This is a genomic window from Streptomyces sp. NPDC086777 (assembly GCF_040702065.1).
GTDB lineage: Bacteria > Actinomycetota > Actinomycetes > Streptomycetales > Streptomycetaceae > Streptomyces.
Genome location: NZ_JBFBJI010000076.1, coordinates 1 through 20146, shown reverse-complemented (window position 1 = coordinate 20146; position 20146 = coordinate 1). Strand labels below are relative to the sequence as shown.

At 70.9% G+C, this 20146-nt stretch carries 21 protein-coding genes; 15 read left to right on the top strand and 6 right to left on the bottom strand.

The genetic code is table 11. The features are described from left to right. Positions 1-122: 122 nt before the first annotated feature. The 9 genes from AB0472_RS45370 to AB0472_RS45330 all read left to right on the top strand — a co-directional run bounded on the left by AB0472_RS45370 (position 123) and on the right by AB0472_RS45330 (position 8019). A complete protein-coding gene (locus AB0472_RS45370) occupies positions 123-767 on the top strand; it encodes an HAD family hydrolase (RefSeq protein WP_366365503.1) in 645 nt (214 codons plus the stop codon). 93 nt (positions 768-860) lie between these two features. Further along, positions 861-1592 (top strand): VC0807 family protein, encoded by a 732-nt coding sequence (locus AB0472_RS45365; RefSeq protein WP_366365501.1) that lies wholly within the window; start codon positions 861-863, stop codon positions 1590-1592. Between the two features lie 81 nt (positions 1593-1673). Continuing rightward, on the top strand, positions 1674-2891 hold the full coding sequence (locus AB0472_RS45360; protein ID WP_366365499.1) for an MFS transporter: 1218 nt from the start codon (positions 1674-1676) through the stop codon (positions 2889-2891). Beyond that, positions 2842-4014 carry an acetoin utilization protein AcuC gene (locus AB0472_RS45355; RefSeq protein ID WP_366365498.1) on the top strand — a complete coding sequence of 391 codons (1173 nt, stop codon included), beginning with the start codon at positions 2842-2844 and terminating at the stop codon, positions 4012-4014. Before AB0472_RS45360 ends, AB0472_RS45355 begins: the two co-directional genes overlap by 50 nt. A 244-nt stretch (positions 4015-4258) precedes the next feature. Next, entirely contained in the window at positions 4259-5074 is an 816-nt protein-coding gene (locus tag AB0472_RS45350; RefSeq protein WP_366365504.1) for a phosphatase, read from the top strand. A gap of 130 nt (positions 5075-5204) precedes the next feature. After that, positions 5205-5414, top strand: a complete 210-nt coding sequence (locus AB0472_RS45345) for a helix-turn-helix domain-containing protein (protein WP_067299677.1) — start codon at positions 5205-5207, stop codon at positions 5412-5414. 132 nt (positions 5415-5546) lie between these two features. Continuing rightward, positions 5547-5645 carry an AURKAIP1/COX24 domain-containing protein gene (locus AB0472_RS45340; protein ID WP_003948845.1) on the top strand — a complete coding sequence of 33 codons (99 nt, stop codon included), beginning with the start codon at positions 5547-5549 and terminating at the stop codon, positions 5643-5645. A gap of 170 nt (positions 5646-5815) precedes the next feature. Beyond that, positions 5816-6889, top strand: coding sequence for an NAD-dependent epimerase/dehydratase family protein (locus tag AB0472_RS45335; protein WP_366365496.1), 1074 nt, complete (start codon positions 5816-5818; stop codon positions 6887-6889). Positions 6890-6915: 26 nt separating this feature from the next. Then, positions 6916-8019 (top strand): lysophospholipid acyltransferase family protein, encoded by a 1104-nt coding sequence (locus AB0472_RS45330; protein ID WP_366365494.1) that lies wholly within the window; start codon positions 6916-6918, stop codon positions 8017-8019. A 106-nt stretch (positions 8020-8125) separates the two neighbouring features. On the opposite strand, the gene AB0472_RS45325 is transcribed toward AB0472_RS45330, so the two are convergent. The 3 genes from AB0472_RS45325 to AB0472_RS45315 all read right to left on the bottom strand — a co-directional run bounded on the left by AB0472_RS45325 (position 8126) and on the right by AB0472_RS45315 (position 11889). Then, entirely contained in the window at positions 8126-9370 is a 1245-nt protein-coding gene (locus AB0472_RS45325) for a DUF5667 domain-containing protein (protein ID WP_366365493.1), read from the bottom strand. A 233-nt stretch (positions 9371-9603) separates the two neighbouring features. After that, complete coding sequence (locus AB0472_RS45320) at positions 9604-10449, bottom strand: ECF subfamily RNA polymerase sigma factor, BldN family (RefSeq protein WP_366365491.1); 846 nt, start codon at positions 10447-10449, stop codon at positions 9604-9606. Between the two features lie 516 nt (positions 10450-10965). After that, positions 10966-11889: an HAD-IB family hydrolase gene (locus AB0472_RS45315; protein ID WP_366365490.1), complete on the bottom strand. Its 924-nt coding sequence runs from the start codon at positions 11887-11889 to the stop codon at positions 10966-10968. A gap of 148 nt (positions 11890-12037) precedes the next feature. On the opposite strand from AB0472_RS45315, the gene AB0472_RS45310 reads away from it, so the two are divergent. From AB0472_RS45310 to AB0472_RS45290, 5 genes are all read left to right on the top strand, one after another. Further along, positions 12038-12313, top strand: a complete 276-nt coding sequence (locus AB0472_RS45310) for a glutaredoxin family protein (RefSeq protein WP_366365488.1) — start codon at positions 12038-12040, stop codon at positions 12311-12313. 280 nt (positions 12314-12593) lie between these two features. Next, complete coding sequence (locus AB0472_RS45305) at positions 12594-13349, top strand: redox-sensing transcriptional repressor Rex (protein ID WP_366365487.1); 756 nt, start codon at positions 12594-12596, stop codon at positions 13347-13349. Next, positions 13346-15049: a glutamyl-tRNA reductase gene (locus tag AB0472_RS45300; RefSeq protein WP_366365486.1), complete on the top strand. Its 1704-nt coding sequence runs from the start codon at positions 13346-13348 to the stop codon at positions 15047-15049. Before AB0472_RS45305 ends, AB0472_RS45300 begins: the two co-directional genes overlap by 4 nt. After that, the gene (gene hemC, locus AB0472_RS45295; protein WP_366365484.1) at positions 15046-16014 is read left to right on the top strand and encodes a hydroxymethylbilane synthase; all 969 of its coding nucleotides are present in this window, start codon (positions 15046-15048) and stop codon (positions 16012-16014) included. Before AB0472_RS45300 ends, hemC begins: the two co-directional genes overlap by 4 nt. Beyond that, positions 16011-17717 carry a uroporphyrinogen-III synthase gene (locus AB0472_RS45290; protein ID WP_366365482.1) on the top strand — a complete coding sequence of 569 codons (1707 nt, stop codon included), beginning with the start codon at positions 16011-16013 and terminating at the stop codon, positions 17715-17717. Before hemC ends, AB0472_RS45290 begins: the two co-directional genes overlap by 4 nt. A 160-nt stretch (positions 17718-17877) precedes the next feature. Here AB0472_RS45290 and AB0472_RS45285 read toward each other — a convergent pair whose 3' ends face one another. The 3 genes from AB0472_RS45285 to AB0472_RS45275 are packed head-to-tail and all read right to left on the bottom strand — an operon-like array spanning position 17878 to position 19451. Continuing rightward, positions 17878-18249 carry a roadblock/LC7 domain-containing protein gene (locus tag AB0472_RS45285; protein WP_366365481.1) on the bottom strand — a complete coding sequence of 124 codons (372 nt, stop codon included), beginning with the start codon at positions 18247-18249 and terminating at the stop codon, positions 17878-17880. Between the two features lie 57 nt (positions 18250-18306). Next, the gene (locus tag AB0472_RS45280) at positions 18307-19101 is read right to left on the bottom strand and encodes a hypothetical protein (RefSeq protein WP_366365479.1); all 795 of its coding nucleotides are present in this window, start codon (positions 19099-19101) and stop codon (positions 18307-18309) included. Then, positions 19098-19451 (bottom strand): hypothetical protein, encoded by a 354-nt coding sequence (locus AB0472_RS45275; RefSeq protein WP_366365478.1) that lies wholly within the window; start codon positions 19449-19451, stop codon positions 19098-19100. Before AB0472_RS45275 ends, AB0472_RS45280 begins: the two co-directional genes overlap by 4 nt. 162 nt (positions 19452-19613) lie before the next feature. Between AB0472_RS45275 and AB0472_RS45270 the strand changes: the two genes are divergently transcribed. Then, a complete protein-coding gene (locus AB0472_RS45270) occupies positions 19614-19979 on the top strand; it encodes a hypothetical protein (RefSeq protein ID WP_366365476.1) in 366 nt (121 codons plus the stop codon). Positions 19980-20146 lie beyond the last annotated feature (167 nt).

Genomic DNA, 20146 nt, shown 5'->3' with positions numbered 1-20146 from the left:
CGCCGATGGTACTGCTGGGGGGACCCTGTGGGAGAGTAGGACACCGCCGAACAAATATTGGGAAAGGCCCACGCCATTGGCGTGGGCCTTTCTGCATTTACGGGCTCGTTTAGGCTCAGGGTATGCGCTACGACCTGGTTATCTTCGACAACGACGGCGTCCTTGTCGACAGTGAGCCCATCTCCAACCGACTCCTGGCCGCCTATCTCACCGAGTTGGGGCAGCCGACCTCCTACGAGGACTCTGTGCGGGACTACATGGGATCCGCGATGCACCGGATCCACGACCTCGTCCTGGAGCGGACCGGGCAGCGGCTGCCGGACGACTTCGACGATGTCTTCCATGCGCGGGTGTTCGCGGCATTCGAGGAGGAGTTGAAGCCCGTGGCCGGGGTCGCGGGGGTGCTGGAGCGGCTGGCGGCGGACGGGGTGCCGTACTGCGTCGCGTCGTCGGGGAGTCATGAGCGGATTCGGGTGGGGCACCGGACGACCGGGCTCGACCGGTGGTTCGACGAGTCGCGGATCTTCAGCTCGCAGGACGTGGGACGCGGGAAGCCGGCGCCGGATCTGTTTCTCTACGCGGCCGAGCGGATGGGGGTCGTGCCGGAGCGGTGTGCCGTCGTGGAGGACAGTCCGCTGGGGGTGCAGGCGGCGGTGGCGGCAGGGATGGACGTGTACGGGTTCACGGCCATGACGCCGGCGGAGCGGCTGGCGGGGGCCACTCAACTCTTCTCTGACTTCGGGCAGTTGGCTGACCTGCTGGAATGACCGGGGGCATGACGGCGGCGCTGACAATTGTCATGCCGAGCTCCGGACGTTCGTTTCTACTGGGGGACCCCCGCCGGGCGCGAGGCTGAGGGCATGACGAAGACGACGAACACCGGGTCCCAGAGCAAGCGGCAGCCCAGCGTGCTGGACAACCTCCGCCCGCTGATCGTGGATGTGGCGGTGCCTCTCGGGTCGTACTACTTCTTCAAGGGGGCCTTCGGGATGAGCACCTTCGCGGCGCTCGCCTGGAGCAGTGTGGTGCCGGCCGTACGGACGGTCTGGAGCGTGGCGAAGGAGCGCCGGGTCAACGGGCTGGCGGCGCTGATCGTGGCCGTGAACGTGGTCGGGCTCGCGCTCAGCTTCGTCTCCGGCGATCCGCGGCTCATGCTCGCCAAGGACGGTGCGGTCAGCAGCACCGTCGGGATCGGCATCCTGGTGTCGGTGGCGCTCGGCCGGCCGATGATGTCGGCGGGGCTGAGGCCCTTCCTCCTCAAGGGGGACGTGGCGCGGGAGGCCGCCTGGGAGCGGCTGGCGTCCGGGACCGCGGTCCGGTCGGCGGAGTTCCTGCGCAAGGAGCGGGTCTTCTCCGTGATCTGGGGTCTGGTGCTCCTCACCGAGTGCGTCGCCCGGGTCGTCGGCGCGTACACGATCCCCGTCGACACCATGGTCTGGCTGAGCTCGCTCCTCCTGGTCCTGGCGATCAGCCTTGGCATGGTGATCTGCGGTGGGGCGGCCGCGGGACCCATGGCCTGCCTGATCACCGACGAGGTGAAGCGCCAGGAAGCCGTGCGGAATCAGGAACAGAGGCTGGCGGTCGCCGCCTGAGCGGCCGGAAGGTAAAGCTGAAGGAAATTCATCTTTGGCTGGATCTACCCACGAGTACGCCGGGGCCCTACGCTCGCCGCCATGACAGATGTGCTGCGGCGCGGTAGGGCCTCGCTGGCGTTCAGCTTCTTCACCCAGGGCGCCACCTTCGCGCTGCTGGTGACGCGCATCCCCGCCATCCAGGACCGGTACGGCGTCTCCGACGCGCTGCTGCCGGTCTTTCTCGCCGCCGTGCCCATCCTGGCCGGTGTCGGCAGTGTCACCACCGAGCAGTTGGTGAAGCGAATACGGCCCAGCCGGCTGTTGCGCTGGTCCCAGCCCGTGGTGATGCTGGCGCTGCTCGGGGTGGGGTCCGGCGGGGTGATGGCGGAGCTGGCGGTGGCGCTGGCCGCCTTCGGTCTGGCCGTCGGTGCGCTGGACGCCTCGATGAACATGCTCGGGGTGAGCCTGCAGCGGACGTACGGGCGCAGCATCATGCTCAGCTTCCATGCGGCGTACAGCCTGGGCGGGATCCTCGGGGCGTCGCTGGCCTGGGTGGGGGCGCACTGGCATCTCGCGCTGTGGGTGTCGTACCTGCCGGTGGTCGCGGTGCTGCTGCCGGCCGCGCTGGTGGGGAGCCGGTGGTACGTGGACGGTGATCCCGCGCCGGTGGAGGAGGAAGCGGCCGGAGGGGGCGCCGGCGGTGTCGTCTTCAAGGTCCTGCTGCCGCTGTGCCTGGTGATGACGTTCGCCTACATCGGGGACTCGACCGTCTCCAACTGGAGTGCGAAGTACCTGAAGGACGTGCTGGGCAGCAGCGAGCAGCTCGCGACCGTGCCGTACAACGTGTACATGGTGACCACGCTGGTCGGGCGGGGCATCGGGGACTTCGGGGTACGGCGGTTCGGTGCCGTGCCCGTCGTACGGCTGGGGGCGGTGGTGGCGGCCGCCGGGTTCGCGGTGGTGGCGGGGGCGCCGGGGGCGTGGGTCGGCATGGTCGGGTTCACTCTGTTGGGGCTGGGGTTGTGCGTGCTGGTTCCGCAGACCTTCGCGGCGGCGGGGCGGCTGTTTCCGGGGGCTTCGGATGCGGCCATCGCGCGGCTGAACATCTTCAACTACGTCGGGTTCCTGATCGGCTCGCCGTTGGTGGGGGCGCTCGGCGATGCGTGGAGCTATCGCGGGGCGATGCTGGTGCCGATGGTGTTGGTGCTGGTGACGTTGGTGTACGCCCGTTCGTTCGCGGCAGGTTCGGACCGATACGGTGGCGGACATGAGCGGCCGCGCACAGCTGATGTGGGACGAGGCAGTAACGGGCTATGACTTCGGTCCGGGTCATCCGATGGACCCGGTCCGGCTGGCGTTGACCCGGAGTCTGGTCGGTGCCTTCGGGCTCGACCGGGCGGTGGACGTGGTCGCGGCGAAGCCCGCCGGGGAGTCGACGCTGCGGCTGGTGCACCGGGAGGACTACATCGAGGCCGTGAAGGCGGCCTCGGCGGACCCGGGGGCGGCCGACCAGTCGTACGGTCTCGGCACGATGGACGATCCCGCCTTCGCCGGGATGCACGAGGTGTCCGCACTGATCGCCGGGCAGTCGGTGGGGGCGGCGGAGGCGGTGTGGCGGGGGGATGTCGACCACGCAGTGAACTTCGCGGGTGGGTTGCACCATGCGATGCCGGGGGCGGCGTCCGGGTTCTGCATCTACAACGACGCCGCGCTCGCGATCGCGCGGCTGCTGGAGCTGGGGGCCGAGCGGGTCGCGTACGTGGATGTGGACGTGCATCACGGGGACGGGGTGCAGGCCGCGTTCTGGGAGGATCCGCGGGTTCTGACGATCTCGCTGCACGAGCATCCCCGTACGTTGTTCCCGCAGACCGGGTGGCCGGAGGAGGTCGGGGCCGGGCCGGGGGAGGGCTCCGCGGTGAACGTGGCGCTGCCGGCGGGGACCGGGGACGCGGGGTGGGTGCGGGCGTTTCACGCCGTCGTGCCGGAGCTGGTCGCCGACTTCCGGCCGCAGGTGCTGGTGACGCAGCACGGGGCCGACACGCACTTCGAGGATCCGCTGGCTCATCTGGCGGTGTCGCTGGACGCGCAGCGGGCGGTGCAGGTGGCGTGCCATGAGCTGGCGCACGAGTACGCCGGGGGGAAGTGGGTCGCGTTGGGTGGGGGCGGGTACGAGGTGGTGGATGTCGTGCCTCGGTCGTGGACGCATCTGGTGGGGGTTGCGGCGGGGCGGGAGGTTGCGCCGGAGACGCTGGTGCCGGAGGGGTGGCGGCAGGAAGTGTTCGCTCGGACTCGGCAGTTGGGGCCTGGGCGGATGACGGACGGGCGGTGGCCGGTGGGGTGGGCGGGGTGGGAGGCGGGGTACGACCCCGCTGACCGCCTGGACCAGGCCGTGCTGGCGACCCGGCGCGCTGTCTTTCCGCTGCGGGGGTTGCTGGCCTAGGGGTTTTCTCGCCCCCGCCGCCCCTACCCGTCCCGTCCTGTCAGGGGGTGGGCCCCCTGCGACCGCCCGTTTCGGGGGCTGCCGCCCCCGGACCCCCGCATCGGCCTGCCGGCCTCGTCCTCAAACGCCGGTCGGGCTGGAGGGTGGGGGTGCGGGTCGGCTGGGAGTGGTTGGGGTTAGGCCGATTGTGCGGTGTTTGTCTGTTCTGGGGGTCTGGTGGGGTGGGGGGCGTCAGGATCTGGGTGTGGTGAGTGGTGGTGGACTTCAGGGCTATCTGGTGGCTGCCGGGCTGGCGGGGGTGGTGGGGACCTCGCGGGAGCGGAGTCTGCGGAGTTACCGGTTGTTCGCGGCCCGGGATCCTCGGGCGTTGATCGGGATTGATCCGCAAGGGGGGTGGGGAGAAGCGGAGTTGATTCGGTTGATGGCTGCCAAGTGTGGGGTTTCGGACGATCCTCGGTGCGTTTCAGGGCATGATGTGATCGATCCTGCCCTGACGGTCGCGGGGCTCGATGCCTTCGCCGAGCGGGTGGGGGAAGTGGTCCGGCGGCGTGGCCCCGTGTTGTTCGGGACCGGGCACCCGCACCGGCTGATCGGGTTCTACGCCGGTCTCGCGGACGCGCTGTCGGCGGCGGGATGTGAGGTCCTCACCCCAGCGCAGGGTCACTGTGTCGACATAACGACCCGGTTCGGCCTACGCACGTGCTCCCTCGATTACGTGCGAGGCGTCGGGTTCATGAGAGAAGTGGGCCGTGAACGCCCCGGTTGTGCGCCGGGTGCGCACACGCATTCGCCGCTGCCGGTTCGGGTGGCGCTGGAAGTGGCGGCCGGTCGCGGCGGGCCCCTGCCGGAGCTGGTGGTCGGGGATCACGGGTGGGTCTGCGGTGCAGGTCAGCTGGGGTTTGAGGCTATTGGGCTCGCGGATACGGATGACCCTGCGCTCTTCGTGGGGGAGGCCGAGGGAGTGGTGTCGGTGGCCGTTCCGGTTGATGACGGCGTGCGGTCCGCTTGCTACACGCCGCTTACCCGCTACGTACTCAATCGAGCGTGTCTGTCACAGTAGGCCGCCGATGGGTGCACCTCTTCCCCACTCGCATCACCCGCCCCTACATTGGGGAGTGAGCACGCAACGACGAAGAGTCACCGGAAGGGGAAGCCGGTGGCCCGTCGAGTGCGGAAGGTTCAGGTGTGTCATGGCAGCTGGCGAGAGGCCTCTGAACGAGGTTGTGTTCCTGACCGTGGCGGAGGTCGCCGCGGTGATGCGAGTGTCGAAGATGACCGTGTACCGGCTGGTGCACAGCGGTCATCTGCCCGCGATCCGGGTGGGGCGGTCCTTCCGCGTCCCCGAACAAGCGGTACACGAGTACCTTCGCGAGAGCTATGTGGGGGTGGAGACCGCCTGACGGCCGTTCCGGGATTCCTCCCGGGGCACCTCGATTACGACCTCAGCGCTCGGGCGGGTAGGCTAGCCCCTCGTAGGTCGTATGGGCCCATGATGCCCAGCACCGAGTGATGAGAAGTGAGCGAGGGTAGTCGTGGGCTCTGTTATCAAGAAGCGGCGCAAGCGGATGGCCAAGAAGAAGCACCGCAAGCTGCTCAAGCGCACGCGTGTTCAGCGCCGTAACAAGAAGTAATTACGGCGCCGAGCCGCGAGAGCTTGTGTGTGGCCCCCCACCAGTACGGTGGGGGGCCACTGCATTTTCCGGCCGTTGCGGCTTGTCGTGGCCTGCCGGGGGTCATGCCGGCGCAACGTCGACCCGCTAAGTTGGCCCGCATACGGGAACACGGAAGAAAGGCGCTGATCTTGGGGAAGGTCGTGCTCGTGACCGGAGTGGCCCGTCAACTCGGGGGCCGGTTCGTACGGCGCATTCAGCGTGACCCCGAGGTGGACCGGGTGGTCGCCGTGGACGCGGTGCGGCCGGAGCACCATCTGGGCGGGGCGGACTTCATCCAGACCGACATCCGGCAGCCGACCATCGCCCGGGTGCTGGCCGAGAGCGGTGCCGACACCGTCGTCCACATGGACGTGACCGGGACACCGCTCGGCAGCGGAAGCCGCACCAGCGTCAAAGAGACCAACGTCATCGGGACCATGCAGCTGCTCGGCGCCTGCCAGAAGTCGCCGAACGTCAGGCGGCTGGTGATCAAGTCCAGTACGAACGTGTACGGCTCCGCGCCGAGGGACCCTGCCGTCTTCACCGAGACCACCCCGCCGAAATCGCTGCCCAGCGGGGGGTTCGCGAAGGACACGGTGGAGGTGGAGGGCTATGTGCGGGGGTTCGCCAGGAGGCGGCCCGACGTGGCGGTGTGCGTGCTGCGGTTCGCCAACATCCTCGGGCCGACCGCGGACACCCCGCTCGCCTCCTACTTCTCGCTGCCGGTGCTGCCCACCGTCCTCGGGTACGACCCACGGCTGCAGTTCGTGCACGAGGACGACGTGATCGAGGTGCTGCGGATCGCCTCGCACGAGCCGGAGCGGGGGACGCTGAACAGCGGCACGTTCAACATCGCGGGCGACGGCGTGCTGTTGCTCTCGCAGTGCTCGCGGCGGCTGGGGCGGCCCACCGTGCCGCTGCTGCTGCCGGCGGTCACCTGGGCCGGGTCCCTGGTGCGGACGCTCGGCATGAGCGACTTCTCGCCCGAGCAGATCCGGCTGCTGACGCACGGCCGGGTGGTGGACACCGTGCAGATGCGCGAGACGCTGGGGTTCCGGCCGAAGTACACGACGGCGGAGACCTTCGCGGACTTCGTGCTCGCCCAGGCCCCGGGGCTGCTGCCGCCCCAGGCGGTGGCCGCGGCCGTCGACCGGATCGCCGCGCTGCCCGCCCTGAGCGGCACGCGGACGCCGGTGGCGGCCCCGACGCAGAACCCGACTTAGAGCGCGAACTGAGGAGCGCAGCAACGATGGCGGACGCCAAGGTCATTCCGTTCGACGACGACCGGTCCCGCGGGGCTGCCGTACAGCGGCCGGCCGCCCGGCGCCGGGGCGCGGGGAGCCGGCGCAAGGGCGGCGGCGAGCAGGCGGCGGTGCGTGAGCCTGCGGCGGGGCGCGAGTCCGCGGTGGTGCGTGAGGTCCAGCCTCTCGCCGGGCGGATCCCCGCGCAGGAGGATGTGCATGTGACCCGGGAGAACCCTGAGACGGGCGTGAAGCAGCCGCCGCACGACGAGGCCGGCCTGGAGCAGCGTGTCGCACGCGGACTCGCGTTCCTGCGGCGGCGGCTGACCGGGGAGTACGAGGTCGACGACTTCGGGTACGACGAGGAGCTGACCGACCAGGTCCTGATGTCGCTGCTGCGGCCGGTGTACGAGAAATACTTCCGCGTCGACGTGAAGGGCATGGAGAACATCCCGGCCCACGGTGGTGCGCTGATCGTCGCCAACCACTCCGGGACGCTGCCGCTGGACGGGCTGATGATGCAGGTCGCCGTGCACGACCGGCATCCGGCGAATCGTCACCTCAGGCTGCTCGCGGCGGACCTGGTCTTCGTGCTGCCGGTGGTGAACGAGCTGGCGCGGAAGCTGGGGCACACGCTCGCGTGCGCGGAGGACGCCGAGCGGCTGCTGGCCCAGGGTGAGCTGGTCGGGGTCATGCCGGAGGGGTTCAAGGGCATCGGGAAGCCCTTCAGCGAGCGGTACAAGCTCCAGCGGTTCGGGCGGGGCGGGTTCGTGTCCACCGCGCTGCGGCAGGGGGTGCCGATCATTCCCTGTTCGGTCGTGGGGGCCGAGGAGATCTATCCGATGATCGGCAATGCGAAGACGCTGGCGCGGGTGCTGGGGATTCCGTACTTTCCGCTGACGCCGACGTTTCCGTGGCTGGGGCCGCTCGGGGCGATGCCGTTGCCGACGAAGTGGACGATTCAGTTCGGGGAGCCGATTCCCACGGACGGGTATCCGCCGGAGGCGGCCGAGGATCCGATGCTGATGTTCAATCTGACGGATCAGGTGCGGGAGCAGATTCAGCACACGCTGTACAAGTTGCTTGTGCAGCGGCGGTCGGTCTTTTTCTGAGTCGCGGTGTGTTGAGTGCCGCGTGCGGGTGCGTGGGGGCTTGTCGCGCAGTTCCGCGCTGGTAGGGAGATGGGGTGCCTCTCGGTCGAGAGGCACCCCATCTCCGTCAGTTGTTCGTGTCCTCGCTGTCGATGCCCAGGCCCGGCAGGAGGCCTGGCAGGAGCGGGGGCAGGGTCACGTCCGGGGCGCTGGAGGCGGACCTGGACGGGGACGGGGTGCTGGAACCGGTCTTCGGGGGGTCCAGGAGACCGCCCGTGGTGCCGCCGATGAGGCCGTTGTCGGCGGTGCCCGAGGCCGAGCCGCTGGGGCTGCCGGTGCCGGTTTCGTGGCCCGAGGAGGAGCTGCCGGAGGAGGACGGAGCCGTCGACCGGTGGCTGCCGGAGGAGCCGGTGGACGCCGTGCCGGAGTCCTGCCTGCCGGTGCCGCCGCCGGTGTTCTGGGACGGCTTGGGGAGCAGGGACTGCAGCGGGGCGACCTCCTGGTCTATGGCGTCGAAGACCGACGACACCTGCTGGCTGACGTCCCCGAGCTGGACCGGGAGCCGCTCGCGCAGGGCGCCCCAGGCCTCGCGGTGGGACTGGGCGAAGACGGACAGGGCCTGGATGGGGCCCAGCGAGTTCGGGTCCCGCTCGTACGCCTCGTGGAGCAGCCGGTGGCCCTCGGTGACGTCGTGCTGCATCCCGGACAGGGTGCGGCGGATCTCGCCGATCGACTCGTGGTCGAGGTGGCCGCCGCGGTCCCGCTCCATGAGCCGGCGGGCCTCCATCAGCCGGGTCGAGGCCTGGTCGAGGTAGGTCTGGCCGCGCTGGTCGTCGCCGTCGGACAGATAGTTGAGCTTGAAGTCCTCGATGCCCCGTTTGAGGCCGTACAGGGAGTCGCCGGGCAGGGCGTCGGAGCTGGCGGCGGCGACCCCGCCGAAGGCTCCGGCGGCCACGCCGACGCTCAGGCCGCCCGCGGCGAGCCCCTTGGTGAGCCGGGAACGCGGCCGCAGCTTGCCCAGCGGGCGGGCCCGGTGTGCGCCCTTGGCACGGGACGAACGCTGCTCGGGTACCGAAGCGTCCGTCGCCCCGCCCAGGGTGCCCTCCGCCAGCATGGCCTCCATCGCGGCCACCAGCTGGGCCCGCTGGACGACCTTGACCTCCGGGTCCAGCTCCGGCCTGGGCAGGGATGCGAGCCCGGTCGCCAGGGCCAACAGCTCGCCCTGCTCGGTCCGTTCGGCCCGGTCCGGGGCGGCCGGTGGATCGCCCGCCGGTTCTCCGGACGGCTCGGCCGCCGGGTCCCGGTCGGGCTGCTCCTCCAGAGCCTGGGCGAAGGCGCTCGCCCGCCGGTGGGCCGATACGTTCGCGATCACTGGCGGCACCTCCTCTCGTCATGACGGTCGACTCCCCAGGGGGTCCTGAGGGTTGCACGCCCCGGACCAGTCCACGCGATCGGGTGATCGGGGCTGGCCGGACGTGACCACAGGGAGCCTGTATCCCGCACAACGAGCGGCTCGGCACTTGGGTTACGGACGGCCGGGGATCGGCTGAGAAAGGCAACGCGCTTTGACGGAGCGTGAGTTGAGCGTCGCCCAGGGTGGCCGGTTCAGCGGGCGTCGTCCGGGAGGAGCCGGGCGAGAGTGCGCACGGCCCGGTACTGGAGGGTCTTGATGGCGCCCTCGTTCTTGCCCATCACGCGGGCGGTCTCGGCCACCGAGAGCCCCTGGAGGAAGCGGAGCGTCACGCACTCCTGCTGCTGGGGGTTGAGGCGTCGTACGGCGTCGAGCAGGGCCGCGTTGGAGAGGGACTCCAGGACGGAGTCCTCGGGGGAGCGCTCGACCTCGTTGGCGTCGAGCATCTCGCCGGTGGTGACCTCCAGGCGGAAGCGGCTCGACTTGAAGTGGTCGGCGACCAGGTTGCGGGCGATCGTGACCAGCCAGGCGCCGAAGTCGCGGCCCTGCCAGGTGAAGGTGCCGATCCTTCTCAGCGCGCGCAGGAACGTCTCGCTGGTCAGGTCCTCGGCGGTCGCCTTGCCGCCGACGCGGTAGTAGATGTAGCGGTACACGGTGTCGCTGTACTGGTCGTAGAGGCGGCCGAAGGCGTCGGCCTCGCCGGCCTGGGCGCGCTCCACGAGGTCCATCATCCGGGCGCTGTCACTGTCCGCGGCCGGGCGGCGGGTGGTGGTGGACCCGGTGCCGGTTCCGGTGGTGCGGCCGCGTCTGCCCACACCCCGTCCGTCACCGGAGCGGCGGCCCTCGACGACGGCGCTGCGCGCCGGCACCTGTTCCATGCCGTCGGCCAGTGCGTAGCACGGGCCGACGGGGGCGGCGGTGGCGAAGGCGGGGACGGCGTACGCGGTCGGGACAAGGCCGCGCAGCGTCTCTTTGACCGTCGCGACTGTTGCGCGCAGCGTAGCCAGGCCCGAGGCGTCAACCCCGACGTGTGGGTACACGGGACTCCCAGAGGCAGAGCTTCCATCACGTGCAGTACGGAACCTTTCACCCGTCGTAGCGACGGAGGGGAACCGGTTTGCGTCTGAGGAGAATAACGCTTCGTGCAGGCACTGCTACACCGAGTTGCTCAAATCATCGATTGCGTCGCTTCTGTAACCGTTTGTTGCCGCCTCACGGGCCTTGGAGTGACCGTTTGTTGAACGAAAACGTGCGGATTTCGGCAATGTGCGGGGCGTGTTGGGGTGACGACGCGATAATTCGGGGCGCGTGGAAGGAGGCCGGGGCGTGGGGAGGCTCACCGGCGCCGCAGGGTGCTGCCGCGCCCACCGGTGCCGCCCTGCGGCACGCCTGCCCGCGGCTGAGCAGGGCACGGCTGTGCAGCGCCCCGTCAGGGGCGATGCGGGTCCCCGGCCGAAGGCCGGGGGGAGGAACTGCGCGACCAGCCACGACGCACCCGCACTCGGCAGCCGACCCGCAGTCCTGCGGCGCCGCCCCGTCGGTCGTGGCCCTAAGGGCTACCGGCGCCGTCGGCTCAACGCGATCGCGGCCGCAGTGCCACCGGCGACCGCGCCGACGCCGGCCGCCGCCGGGATGCCCACCTTCGCGGCCTTGCGCCCCGTGCGGTAGTCGCGCAGCCGCCAGTCCAGCTCACGGGCGTGTTTGCGCAGCTTGGCGTCGGGGTTGATGGCGTAGGGGTGGCCGACCAGGGAGAGCATCGGGATGTCGTTGTGGGAGTCGCTGTAGGCCGCGCAGCGGGACAGGTCGAGGCCCTCGGCGGCGGCGAGGGCGCGTACCGCCTCCGCCTTGGCGGGCCCGTGCAGGGGCTCGCCGACCAGCTTGCCGGTGTAGACGCCGTCCACCGACTCGGCGACCGTGCCCAGCGCGCCGGTCAGCCCCAGCCTGCGGGCGATCACGCCGGCGATCTCCACCGGGGCCGCCGTGACGAGCCACACCTTCTGGCCCGCGTCCAGGTGGGCCTGGGCGAGGGCGCGGGTGCCGGGCCAGATGCGCTCGGCCATGTACTCGTCGTAGATCTCCTCGCCGATGGTCTGGAGCTCGGCGACCCGGTGGCCCTTGACGATGGAGAGGGCCGAGTCGCGGGCGTCCTGCATGTGCTCGGGGTCCTCGACGCCGGCCAGCCGGAACCACGCCTGCTGCCAGGCGAACCGGGCCAGGTCGCGGGTCTCGAAGAACTTCCGTTTGTACAGGCCACGGCCGAAGTGGAAGATGGCGGCGCCCTGCATGACGGTGTTGTCCAGGTCGAAGAACGCGGCGGCCTTGTCGTCGCCGAGCACCGGGAAGTCCGGCTCGGCGGCCTCGTCGAGGGGCGCCGTCGCTTCCTGGTTCTTGCGCGCGGCCTCCGCCGAGGCCTCGCCTGCCAACACGCTCCGCGCCGTGGCGGAGCGCCTACGGGGAGTGAGCCATCCGAGAGCGGCCATGTCGTGAGCATAGCCAGTTTGTTCGGGAGTTCCGGAGTCACGGGAGTTGGCTCGGTGTGAACTCTCCGCGACCGGGTCGTTAAACAAGTCGAAGAACCCGTGCAGAAGACGGCGGACGTGCCCTCCCAGGGGCGGGACAATGGACGTCATGAGTCCCCTCTTTGGCCGGAAGGCGCCCGCGCCCCGTGCGCGATCGGTCACCCTCATCCGTAAACCCGGCTGCCATCTGTGTGATGACGCACAGGTCGTGGTCGAGAAGGTGTGCGGCGATCTCGGAGTGCCCTGGGAGCAGCAGGACATCACCCAGGATCCACGACTGCACGATCTCTACTGGGAACAGATCCCGGTGGTACTCGTCGACGGCGAACAGCACACCTTCTGGCGCGTGAACGAGGAACGGCTCCGCAAGGCACTGACCGACTAGTCCAAACCGGCTGGAAAAGTCGCTTAGGATCGAGCCGGCTTGGTCTCGGGGGCGGGATGCGTGAGGAGTGTGTACGGTTTTGCCCCCATTGGAGAGGGAGCGCGGGCCCTGGTGCGCCGGCTCCGGACGGCTGCGCCGGGGGCGCGTGACCCCGGTCACGTTGGCCGGGCAAATCGGACACCATCTTTGTGCACGCGTTCACAAAGACATAGCCTGCTGTCGACGGGGCGGTCTGGGTACGTGTGACCGTCCGCAGCCCCGCTCAACCCGTTGGAGCACCGTGGCAACTGGCCGAACTCACCGACCGGCGACCCGCAGCCGAGGGATCCCCGAGGCCACCGTCGCCCGGCTTCCGCTGTACCTCCGCGCTCTGACCGCACTGTCGGAGCGCTCGGTCCCCACGGTCTCCTCGGAGGAACTGGCCGCGGCCGCGGGGGTCAACTCCGCGAAGCTGCGCAAGGACTTCTCCTACCTGGGTTCGTACGGAACGCGCGGTGTCGGCTACGACGTCGAGTATCTGGTCTACCAGATCTCCCGTGAGCTGGGCCTGACCCAGGACTGGCCGGTTGTGATCGTCGGTATCGGAAACCTGGGCGCCGCCCTCGCCAACTACGGCGGGTTCGCCTCCCGTGGCTTCCGGGTCGCCGCGCTGATCGACGCCGACCCGGCGATGACCGGCCGGCAGGTCGCCGGGATCGCCGTGCAGCACAGTGACGACCTGGAGAAGATCATCTCCGACAACGGCGTCTCCATCGGCGTGATCACCACCCCGCCGGGCGTCGCCCAGCAGGTCTGCGACCGCCTGGTGGCCGCCGGGGTCACCTCCATCCTGAACTTCGCGCCGACCGTGCTGACCGTCCCGGACGGCGTCGACGTGCGCAAGGTCGACCTCTCCATCGAGCTGCAGATCCTCGCCTTCCACGAGCAGCGCAAGGCCGGCGAGGAGCACGAGGGTTCGGCTCCGCCCGCCGCCGCCCACCAGGAGTCCACCGAGCAGGGACCCGACGGGGACGTACCCGCCGTGATGCCGGCATGAGCCTCCTCGTCGTCGGGCTGAGCCACCGCAGCGCCCCCGTCAGCGTCCTGGAGCGGGCCGCACTCGGCGCGGACGCCCAGGTCAAGCTGGTCCAGGACACGGTCGCCGCCGAGCCGGCCACCGAGGCCGCGGTCCTCGCCACCTGCAACCGCATCGAGCTCTACGCCGACGTGGACAAGTTCCACGCCGGGGTCGCCGAGCTGTCCACGCTGCTCGCCCAGCACAGCGGGGTCGGGCTGGACGAGCTCACCCCCTATCTCTACGTGCACTACGAGGACCGGGCGGTCCACCACCTGTTCTCGGTGGCCTGCGGGCTCGACTCGATGGTGGTCGGCGAGGGGCAGATCCTCGGGCAGCTCAAGGACTCGCTGGCCCGCGCGCAGGAGCTGCACAGCGCCGGACGGCTGATGAACGACCTGTTCCAGCAGGGGCTGCGGGTCGGCAAGCGCGCCCACTCCGAGACGGGGATCGACCGGGCAGGACAGTCCCTGGTCACCTTCGGGCTCGAGCAGCTGGCCGCCGGCGGCGCCGTGCAGGACTGGGCCAAGGGCAAGAAGGCGCTGGTCATCGGCGCCGGATCGATGTCCTCGCTGGCCGCGGCGACGCTGGCGCGGGCGGGGGTTTCGGAGATCGTCGTCGCGAACCGCACGTACGACCGTGCGGAGCGGCTCGCGCAGATCCTGAACGACGCCGACGACACGGACGTGGTGGCCCGCGCGGTACCGATGAATGCGGTGCCGGGCGAGCTGACACGTGCCGACGTCGCCGTCTCCTGCACGGGCGCGACCGGGCTGGTGCTGACCGCGGAGGTGGTCGCGGCGGCGGTCGAGGGCCGTACGGGTGCGGCCGTCGCCGAGATCGGCGTACCGCCGGTGCCGAAGCAGCCGTCGGCCGGCCCCGCCGCCGGACTCGGGAACGACGACAACTGCCCCCTCGACCTGACCGCGGAGCAGAGCGGTTTCTCCGTCATGGGAGAGGCAGCCGTCGCCGGGATGGCCGCGGCGGAGCTGGAGCAGCACGCGGCCTGGGTGGACAACGGGACCGTCGACATCCGGGAGGCCGGACGTCGTACGGCCGGGAACCCCGAGGCCGAGGCCGAGCTGATCGGGGCACTGGCCGCGGCCGCCGCCCGGGTCGGCCGGATCCCGGAGCGGCGCAGGCCGGAGCCGGTCGCCGGGTTCGCCCGGCCCGCCCCCGCGCTCTTCCTCCTCGACCTCGCCATGCCCCGCGACATCGACGCGGCCGCGCACCGGCTGGCCGGGGTGCGTCTCGTGGACATCGAGTCGCTGGCGGAGGCGTCCGCGGACGCGCCGATGGCGGCCGACGTGGACCAGGTGCGGCGGATCGTTTCGGACGAGGTCGCCGCCTTCGGCGCGGCCCAGCGGGCGGCGCACATCACGCCCACCGTGGTGGCCCTGCGGACGATGGCCGCCGACGTCGTCGCGGGCGAGATCGCACGGCTCGACGGACGCCTGCCCGACCTGGACGAACGCCAGCGCGGGGAGATCCGGCAGGCCGTGCACCGGGTCGTCGACAAGCTGCTGCACGCGCCGACCGTACGGGTCAAGCAGCTCGCGGCCGAGCCTGGCGGCGCCGGGTACGCGGACGCGCTGCGGACCCTGTTCGACCTCGACCCCGAGACGGTGGCCGCCGTCTCCCGGGCCGTGGACAGCACAGACAAGAAGGACCGACCGGCATGAGTGACAATCCACTGACGCCACTGCGGCTGGGTACCAGGCGATCCAGACTCGCCATGGCCCAGTCCGGGCAGGTGGCGGAGGCCGTGAGCCGGGTGACCGGGCGGCCCGTCGAACTCGTGGAGATCACCACGTACGGCGACACCTCCCGCGAGCACCTCGCACAGATCGGCGGCACGGGTGTCTTCGTGACCGCCCTGCGGGACGCGCTGCTGCGCGGCGAGGTCGACTTCGCGGTCCACTCGCTCAAGGACCTGCCGACCACCCAGCCCGCCGACCTGGTGCTGGCCGCCGTACCGGTGCGCGAGGACCCGCGGGACGTGATCGTCGCCCGGGACGCGCTGAAGTTCACCGACCTGCCGCGCGGAGCGCGCATCGGCACCGGTTCGCCACGCCGGGCGGCGCAGCTGAACGCGTACGCGCGCTCCCACGGGCTGGACATCGAGACCGTGCCGATCCGGGGGAACGTCGACACCCGGATCGGATACGTACACGACGGCGAGCTCGATGCCGTCGTGCTGGCGGCGGCCGGCCTCAGCCGCATCGGCCGCATCGACGAGGTCACCGACTTCCTGTCGGTCGACACGGTTCTGCCCGCCCCCGGCCAGGGGGCACTGGCGATAGAGTGCGCCGCGGACAACGCGGAGCTCATCGCCCTGCTCGGGGAACTCGACGACCCGTTCACACGGGTCGCCGTGACCGCCGAGCGATCACTGCTCGCCGCCCTGGAGGCCGGCTGCTCCGCCCCTGTGGGCGCGCTTGCCGACCTGCTGGCCGACGGGCAGATTGTCAAGGAAATGCGCCTGCGGGCAGTCGTCGGCACGACCGACGGCACCCGGACGGTGCAGATGTCCACCACCGGTCCCGTGCCCGAGACATACGACCAGGCGACGGCGCTCGGTCGCGAACTCGCCACCGAGATGCTTGCCCAGGGCGCGGCCGGTCTGATGGGGGAGCGAGCACAGTGAGCCCCACCAACCTTCCCGCCGGCCTGGAACACGGGCACGTCACCTTCCTGGGTGCCGGACCCGGGGATCCGGGACTGCTGACCTTGCGTGCCGTGGAGGCACTGTCCAGCGCGGACGTCCTGGTCGCCGAGCACGACGTGCTCGACGTGATCAGAAGCCACGCCAGGCAGGGCGTCTCCGTCGTGACCACGAATCCGGATCCGTCGTCGGACCCGTATCCGGGCACAGGCACGCCTCAACTCACGGTTGTTGACGGCGCGTCAACAACCGCTTCCCTCCCGCCCGTGCGGGATGCGGCTCATCTTGTCATGGAGGCCGCGCGGGGTGGCAGGCGGGTCGTCCGTGCGGTGTCCGGGGACCCGGGACTTGATACGTACGCGACCGAGGAAATGCTCGCCTGCGTGGCCGCGGGTGTGCCGTTCGAGGTCGTGCCGGGTGTCGCGGCCGCGGTGGGGGTGCCGGCGTACGCCGGTGTGCCGCTGCGGGACGCGCAGGGCGCGGACGTCCGCTTCGTGGACGCCCGTACCGCCTCGGACCGGTGCTGGACCGAGGTCGGTGCCTCGGACGGCACGGTGGTCGTGTCGGCGACCCTCGACTCGGTGGCCGCGGCCGCCGGGGAACTGGTCGCCGCCGGCCGCAAGCCGGACACCCCGCTGACGGTCACCGTCGCCGGTACGACGACCCGGCAGCGCACCTGGGCCGCCACCCTCGGCACCATCGCGCAGACCCTGAAACAGGCGAAGGTGCTGCCTTCGCCGGACGGCGGCCGGCCGGTGATAGCCGTGGTCGGTGAGCGGTCCGCCGCCGCGCAGCGCGACCAGTTGTCGTGGTTCGAGTCCAAGCCGCTGTTCGGCTGGAAGGTGCTCGTGCCACGTACGAAGGAGCAGGCGGCCTCGCTCTCCGACCAGCTGCGGTCGTACGGAGCCGTGCCGCACGAGGTGCCGACCATCGCCGTCGAGCCGCCGCGCACGCCCCAGCAGATGGAGCGGGCGGTGAAGGGGCTCGTCACCGGCCGGTACGAGTGGATCGCCTTCACCTCGGTCAACGCCGTCAAGGCGGTCCGGGAGAAGTTCGAGGAGTACGGGCTCGACGCCCGGGCCTTCGCCGGGATCAAGGTCGCGGCGGTCGGCGAGCAGACCGCGAAGGCGCTGGTCGCCTTCGGCGTGAAGCCGGACCTGGTGCCGAGCGGCGAGCAGAGCGCCGCGGGGTTGCTGGAGGACTGGCCGCCCTACGACCCGGTCTTCGACCCGATCGACCGCGTCTTCCTGCCGCGCGCCGACATCGCCACCGAGACGCTGGTCGCCGGGCTCATCGAGCTGGGCTGGGAGGTGGACGACGTCACGGCCTACCGGACCGTGCGGGCATCGCCGCCGCCTGCCGACACCCGGGAGGCGATCAAGGGCGGCGGTTTCGACGCGGTGCTCTTCACGTCGTCGTCGACCGTGCGGAACCTGGTGGGTATCGCCGGGAAGCCGCACAACGTCACGGTGATCGCCTGTATCGGGCCCGCCACGGCCAAGACGGCCGAGGAGCACGGGCTGCGGGTGGACGTGATGGCCCCGGAGCCGTCGGCCGCGAAGCTCGCGGAGGCGCTGGCGGAGTTCGGCCTGCGCAGGCGCGCGAGCGCGCTGGAGGCCGGCGATCCGGTGACCCGGCCGAGCGAGCGGCGGCCGGGCGCGCGGCGGAGGCGCACCACCACGTGAGGCACCCGAAAAGGGGGCCCGGGGCTGAGCCCCGGGCCCCCTTTTCCGTGCTTCCGGGCGAGCGGGCCGGTGGGGGCTGGTCGCGCGGTTCCTCCCCCGGTCTTCGGCCGGGGGTACCCCAGTGCCCCTTTGAGGCGCGTCCCTCACGGGGTGGCATTCGCTACGCCGTGTCGTTGGCGAGGATCTTCTTCAGTTCCTCGATGACCGTGGGGATCTCGCGGTCGAAGGCGAGGCCGTCGACGCCCTCGTCGGTGATGACGGCGAGGAGGGCTCGGGTGCCCACGGCGGTGACGATGACGTGGCCCGCGCTGCACCGGGCGGTGAGCTGGCGGAGGGTGCCGGTGTCGCCCTGGTCGGCGAGGCGGTGGCCGAGGGAGAGGGCGGCGGAGGCCAGGGCGGCCATGGACTCGGGGTGGGTCTTGTCGGTGTCACCGGCCACCACCAGCCCGTCGACGGTGGCCAGGGTGGACTCCCGGACGCCCATCACCCGGTCGCGCAGGGAGACGAGGATGTCCTGCACGGGATCGTTCATGGTGGCTTCCTCCTGTGCTGTGGTGCTCGGTGGTGCGTGGGCCACTGCGGCCCGGGACTAGCGCTTGCGGCGGGGGAGTGGGGGCGACGAGGGGTGCGGTCCCGCCGTGGGGGGAGCGGGCGGGGTGCGTGGGGCCGTGCTCGGGCGGGCGCCCGGGGTGGCGGGCGGGGGCTGGAGGAGGCCCAGGCCCAGGAGGTCACGGAGGTCCAGCATGACGGCGAACAGGCCGCGGCCGAGGGCGAAGGCGATGTCCCGGGGTGTCCTGCGGCCGTCGGTGACCGTCAGGAGGGTCCGGTGGCGGGGTGAGAGGCGGGCGGTCTGCCGGGGGTCGCGGGCGGCCGGGGCGGGTTCCAGACGGTCGCGGGCGAAGCGGGCGGTGGCGCCGCGTTCGTTCGCCAGCAGGCGGATGCGGCGGGTGTTCTCGGTGACCAGGCGGTCGGGCGGTACGGCGGCGCCGGTGTCGAGCAGCGGGCGGGGAGCGGTCACCTCCCAGCCGTCCGGGCTGGTCAGGGCCAGGGCGAAGGCCGCGTCGAACAGGGCCGCGCGGCCGGTGATCTCCAGTTCGGTGGCGCCCAGCAGGCCCTGGGCGACCAGTTCCAGGGCCAGGCGCGCGGGGTCGGTGCCGGTGGCGCGGGCGGCCGTCCAGTCGTCCTCGGAGATCCGGTGCGACTTGAGGAGCAGCACCTCGACGCCGGGGGCGCCGGGGGTGTCCATGCCGACGACCATGCCGTCGCGGACGTGGATGACACCGCCCGGGGTGCCGGAGACCAGCACGGCGCAGGAGCGCCTCTCGGCGTGCAGGGCGGCGAGCAGGGCGGGGACGTTGCGGGTGGTCGGTGTCTCCTGGCTCATGCGAGCAGTCGGTCCGTGTGCTCGGCGAGGTCGCGCAGCGCCCACGTGATGTTCGTGCGGTCGCGCTCCACCAGGGCGAACAGCAGCAGCGGGTCGCCGCCCTGCTGGTCGACGCAGGTCGTCACGTGGTGGTGGGTGGCGGTGGTGACGACGATGCTCTCCAACTCGCCCGTGAAGCCGGCCACGTTGAGGTTCATGGCCGTCGAGTGGGCCATCTCCTGGGCGTCCTCGGCCGGTTCCGGGGCACCGAACCCGGCATAGGAGAGGCCGGTCACGCCGTCCAGCAGGGTGGCCGCGGTGACGCCGGGCGTCCGTCCGACGTCGCGCAGGACGGTGTCGAGCAAAGCCATGAGTTCCCCCTCCTGACCCCTCGGTCGCACAGTACTTTATTGCCAACTATTGCAACACTGGCCAAAGATGACGTTTATTCGGACTCGGACAGGTCAGGAAGCAACCTCCGTCGAACTACTTGCGTCCGAGTCGACCCACGTAAGGAAATCGAGGGCACCAGCGTGAACATCGAGACAGCGCTCAAGGAAGCCATGAGCATCGACGGGGCCGTCGGGGTCGCCCTGGTCGACTACGAAAGCGGCATGTCGCTCGGCGTGCTGGGCGGCGGACCGCACCTGGACCTGGAGCTGGCGGCGGCCGGGAACACCGAGGTCGTCCGCGCCAAGCAGCGCACGCTGAAGTCCATCGGCCTCGACGACGAGATCGAGGACATCCTGATCACGCTCGGCGGCCAGTACCACCTGATCCGTCCCCTGACCAAGGCCGGCGGCTCGCTCTTCCTCTACCTCGCCCTGGACCGCGCCCGCAGCAACCTCGCGCTGGCCCGGCACAGCCTCAAGAAGCTGGAGTCCGGGCTGGAGGTCTGACCTCCCGGCGCCGTGCGCTCCGCTGGAAGTGCCGACGGCCCGCTGCCCGCTGCCGGCTGTCGGCTGCGGCGTCGGCGACGTGAAGGACAAGGCGTGCATCGAGGAGTGCCCGGTCGACTGCATCTACGAGGGCCAGCGGTCCTTGTACATCCACCCGGACGAATGCG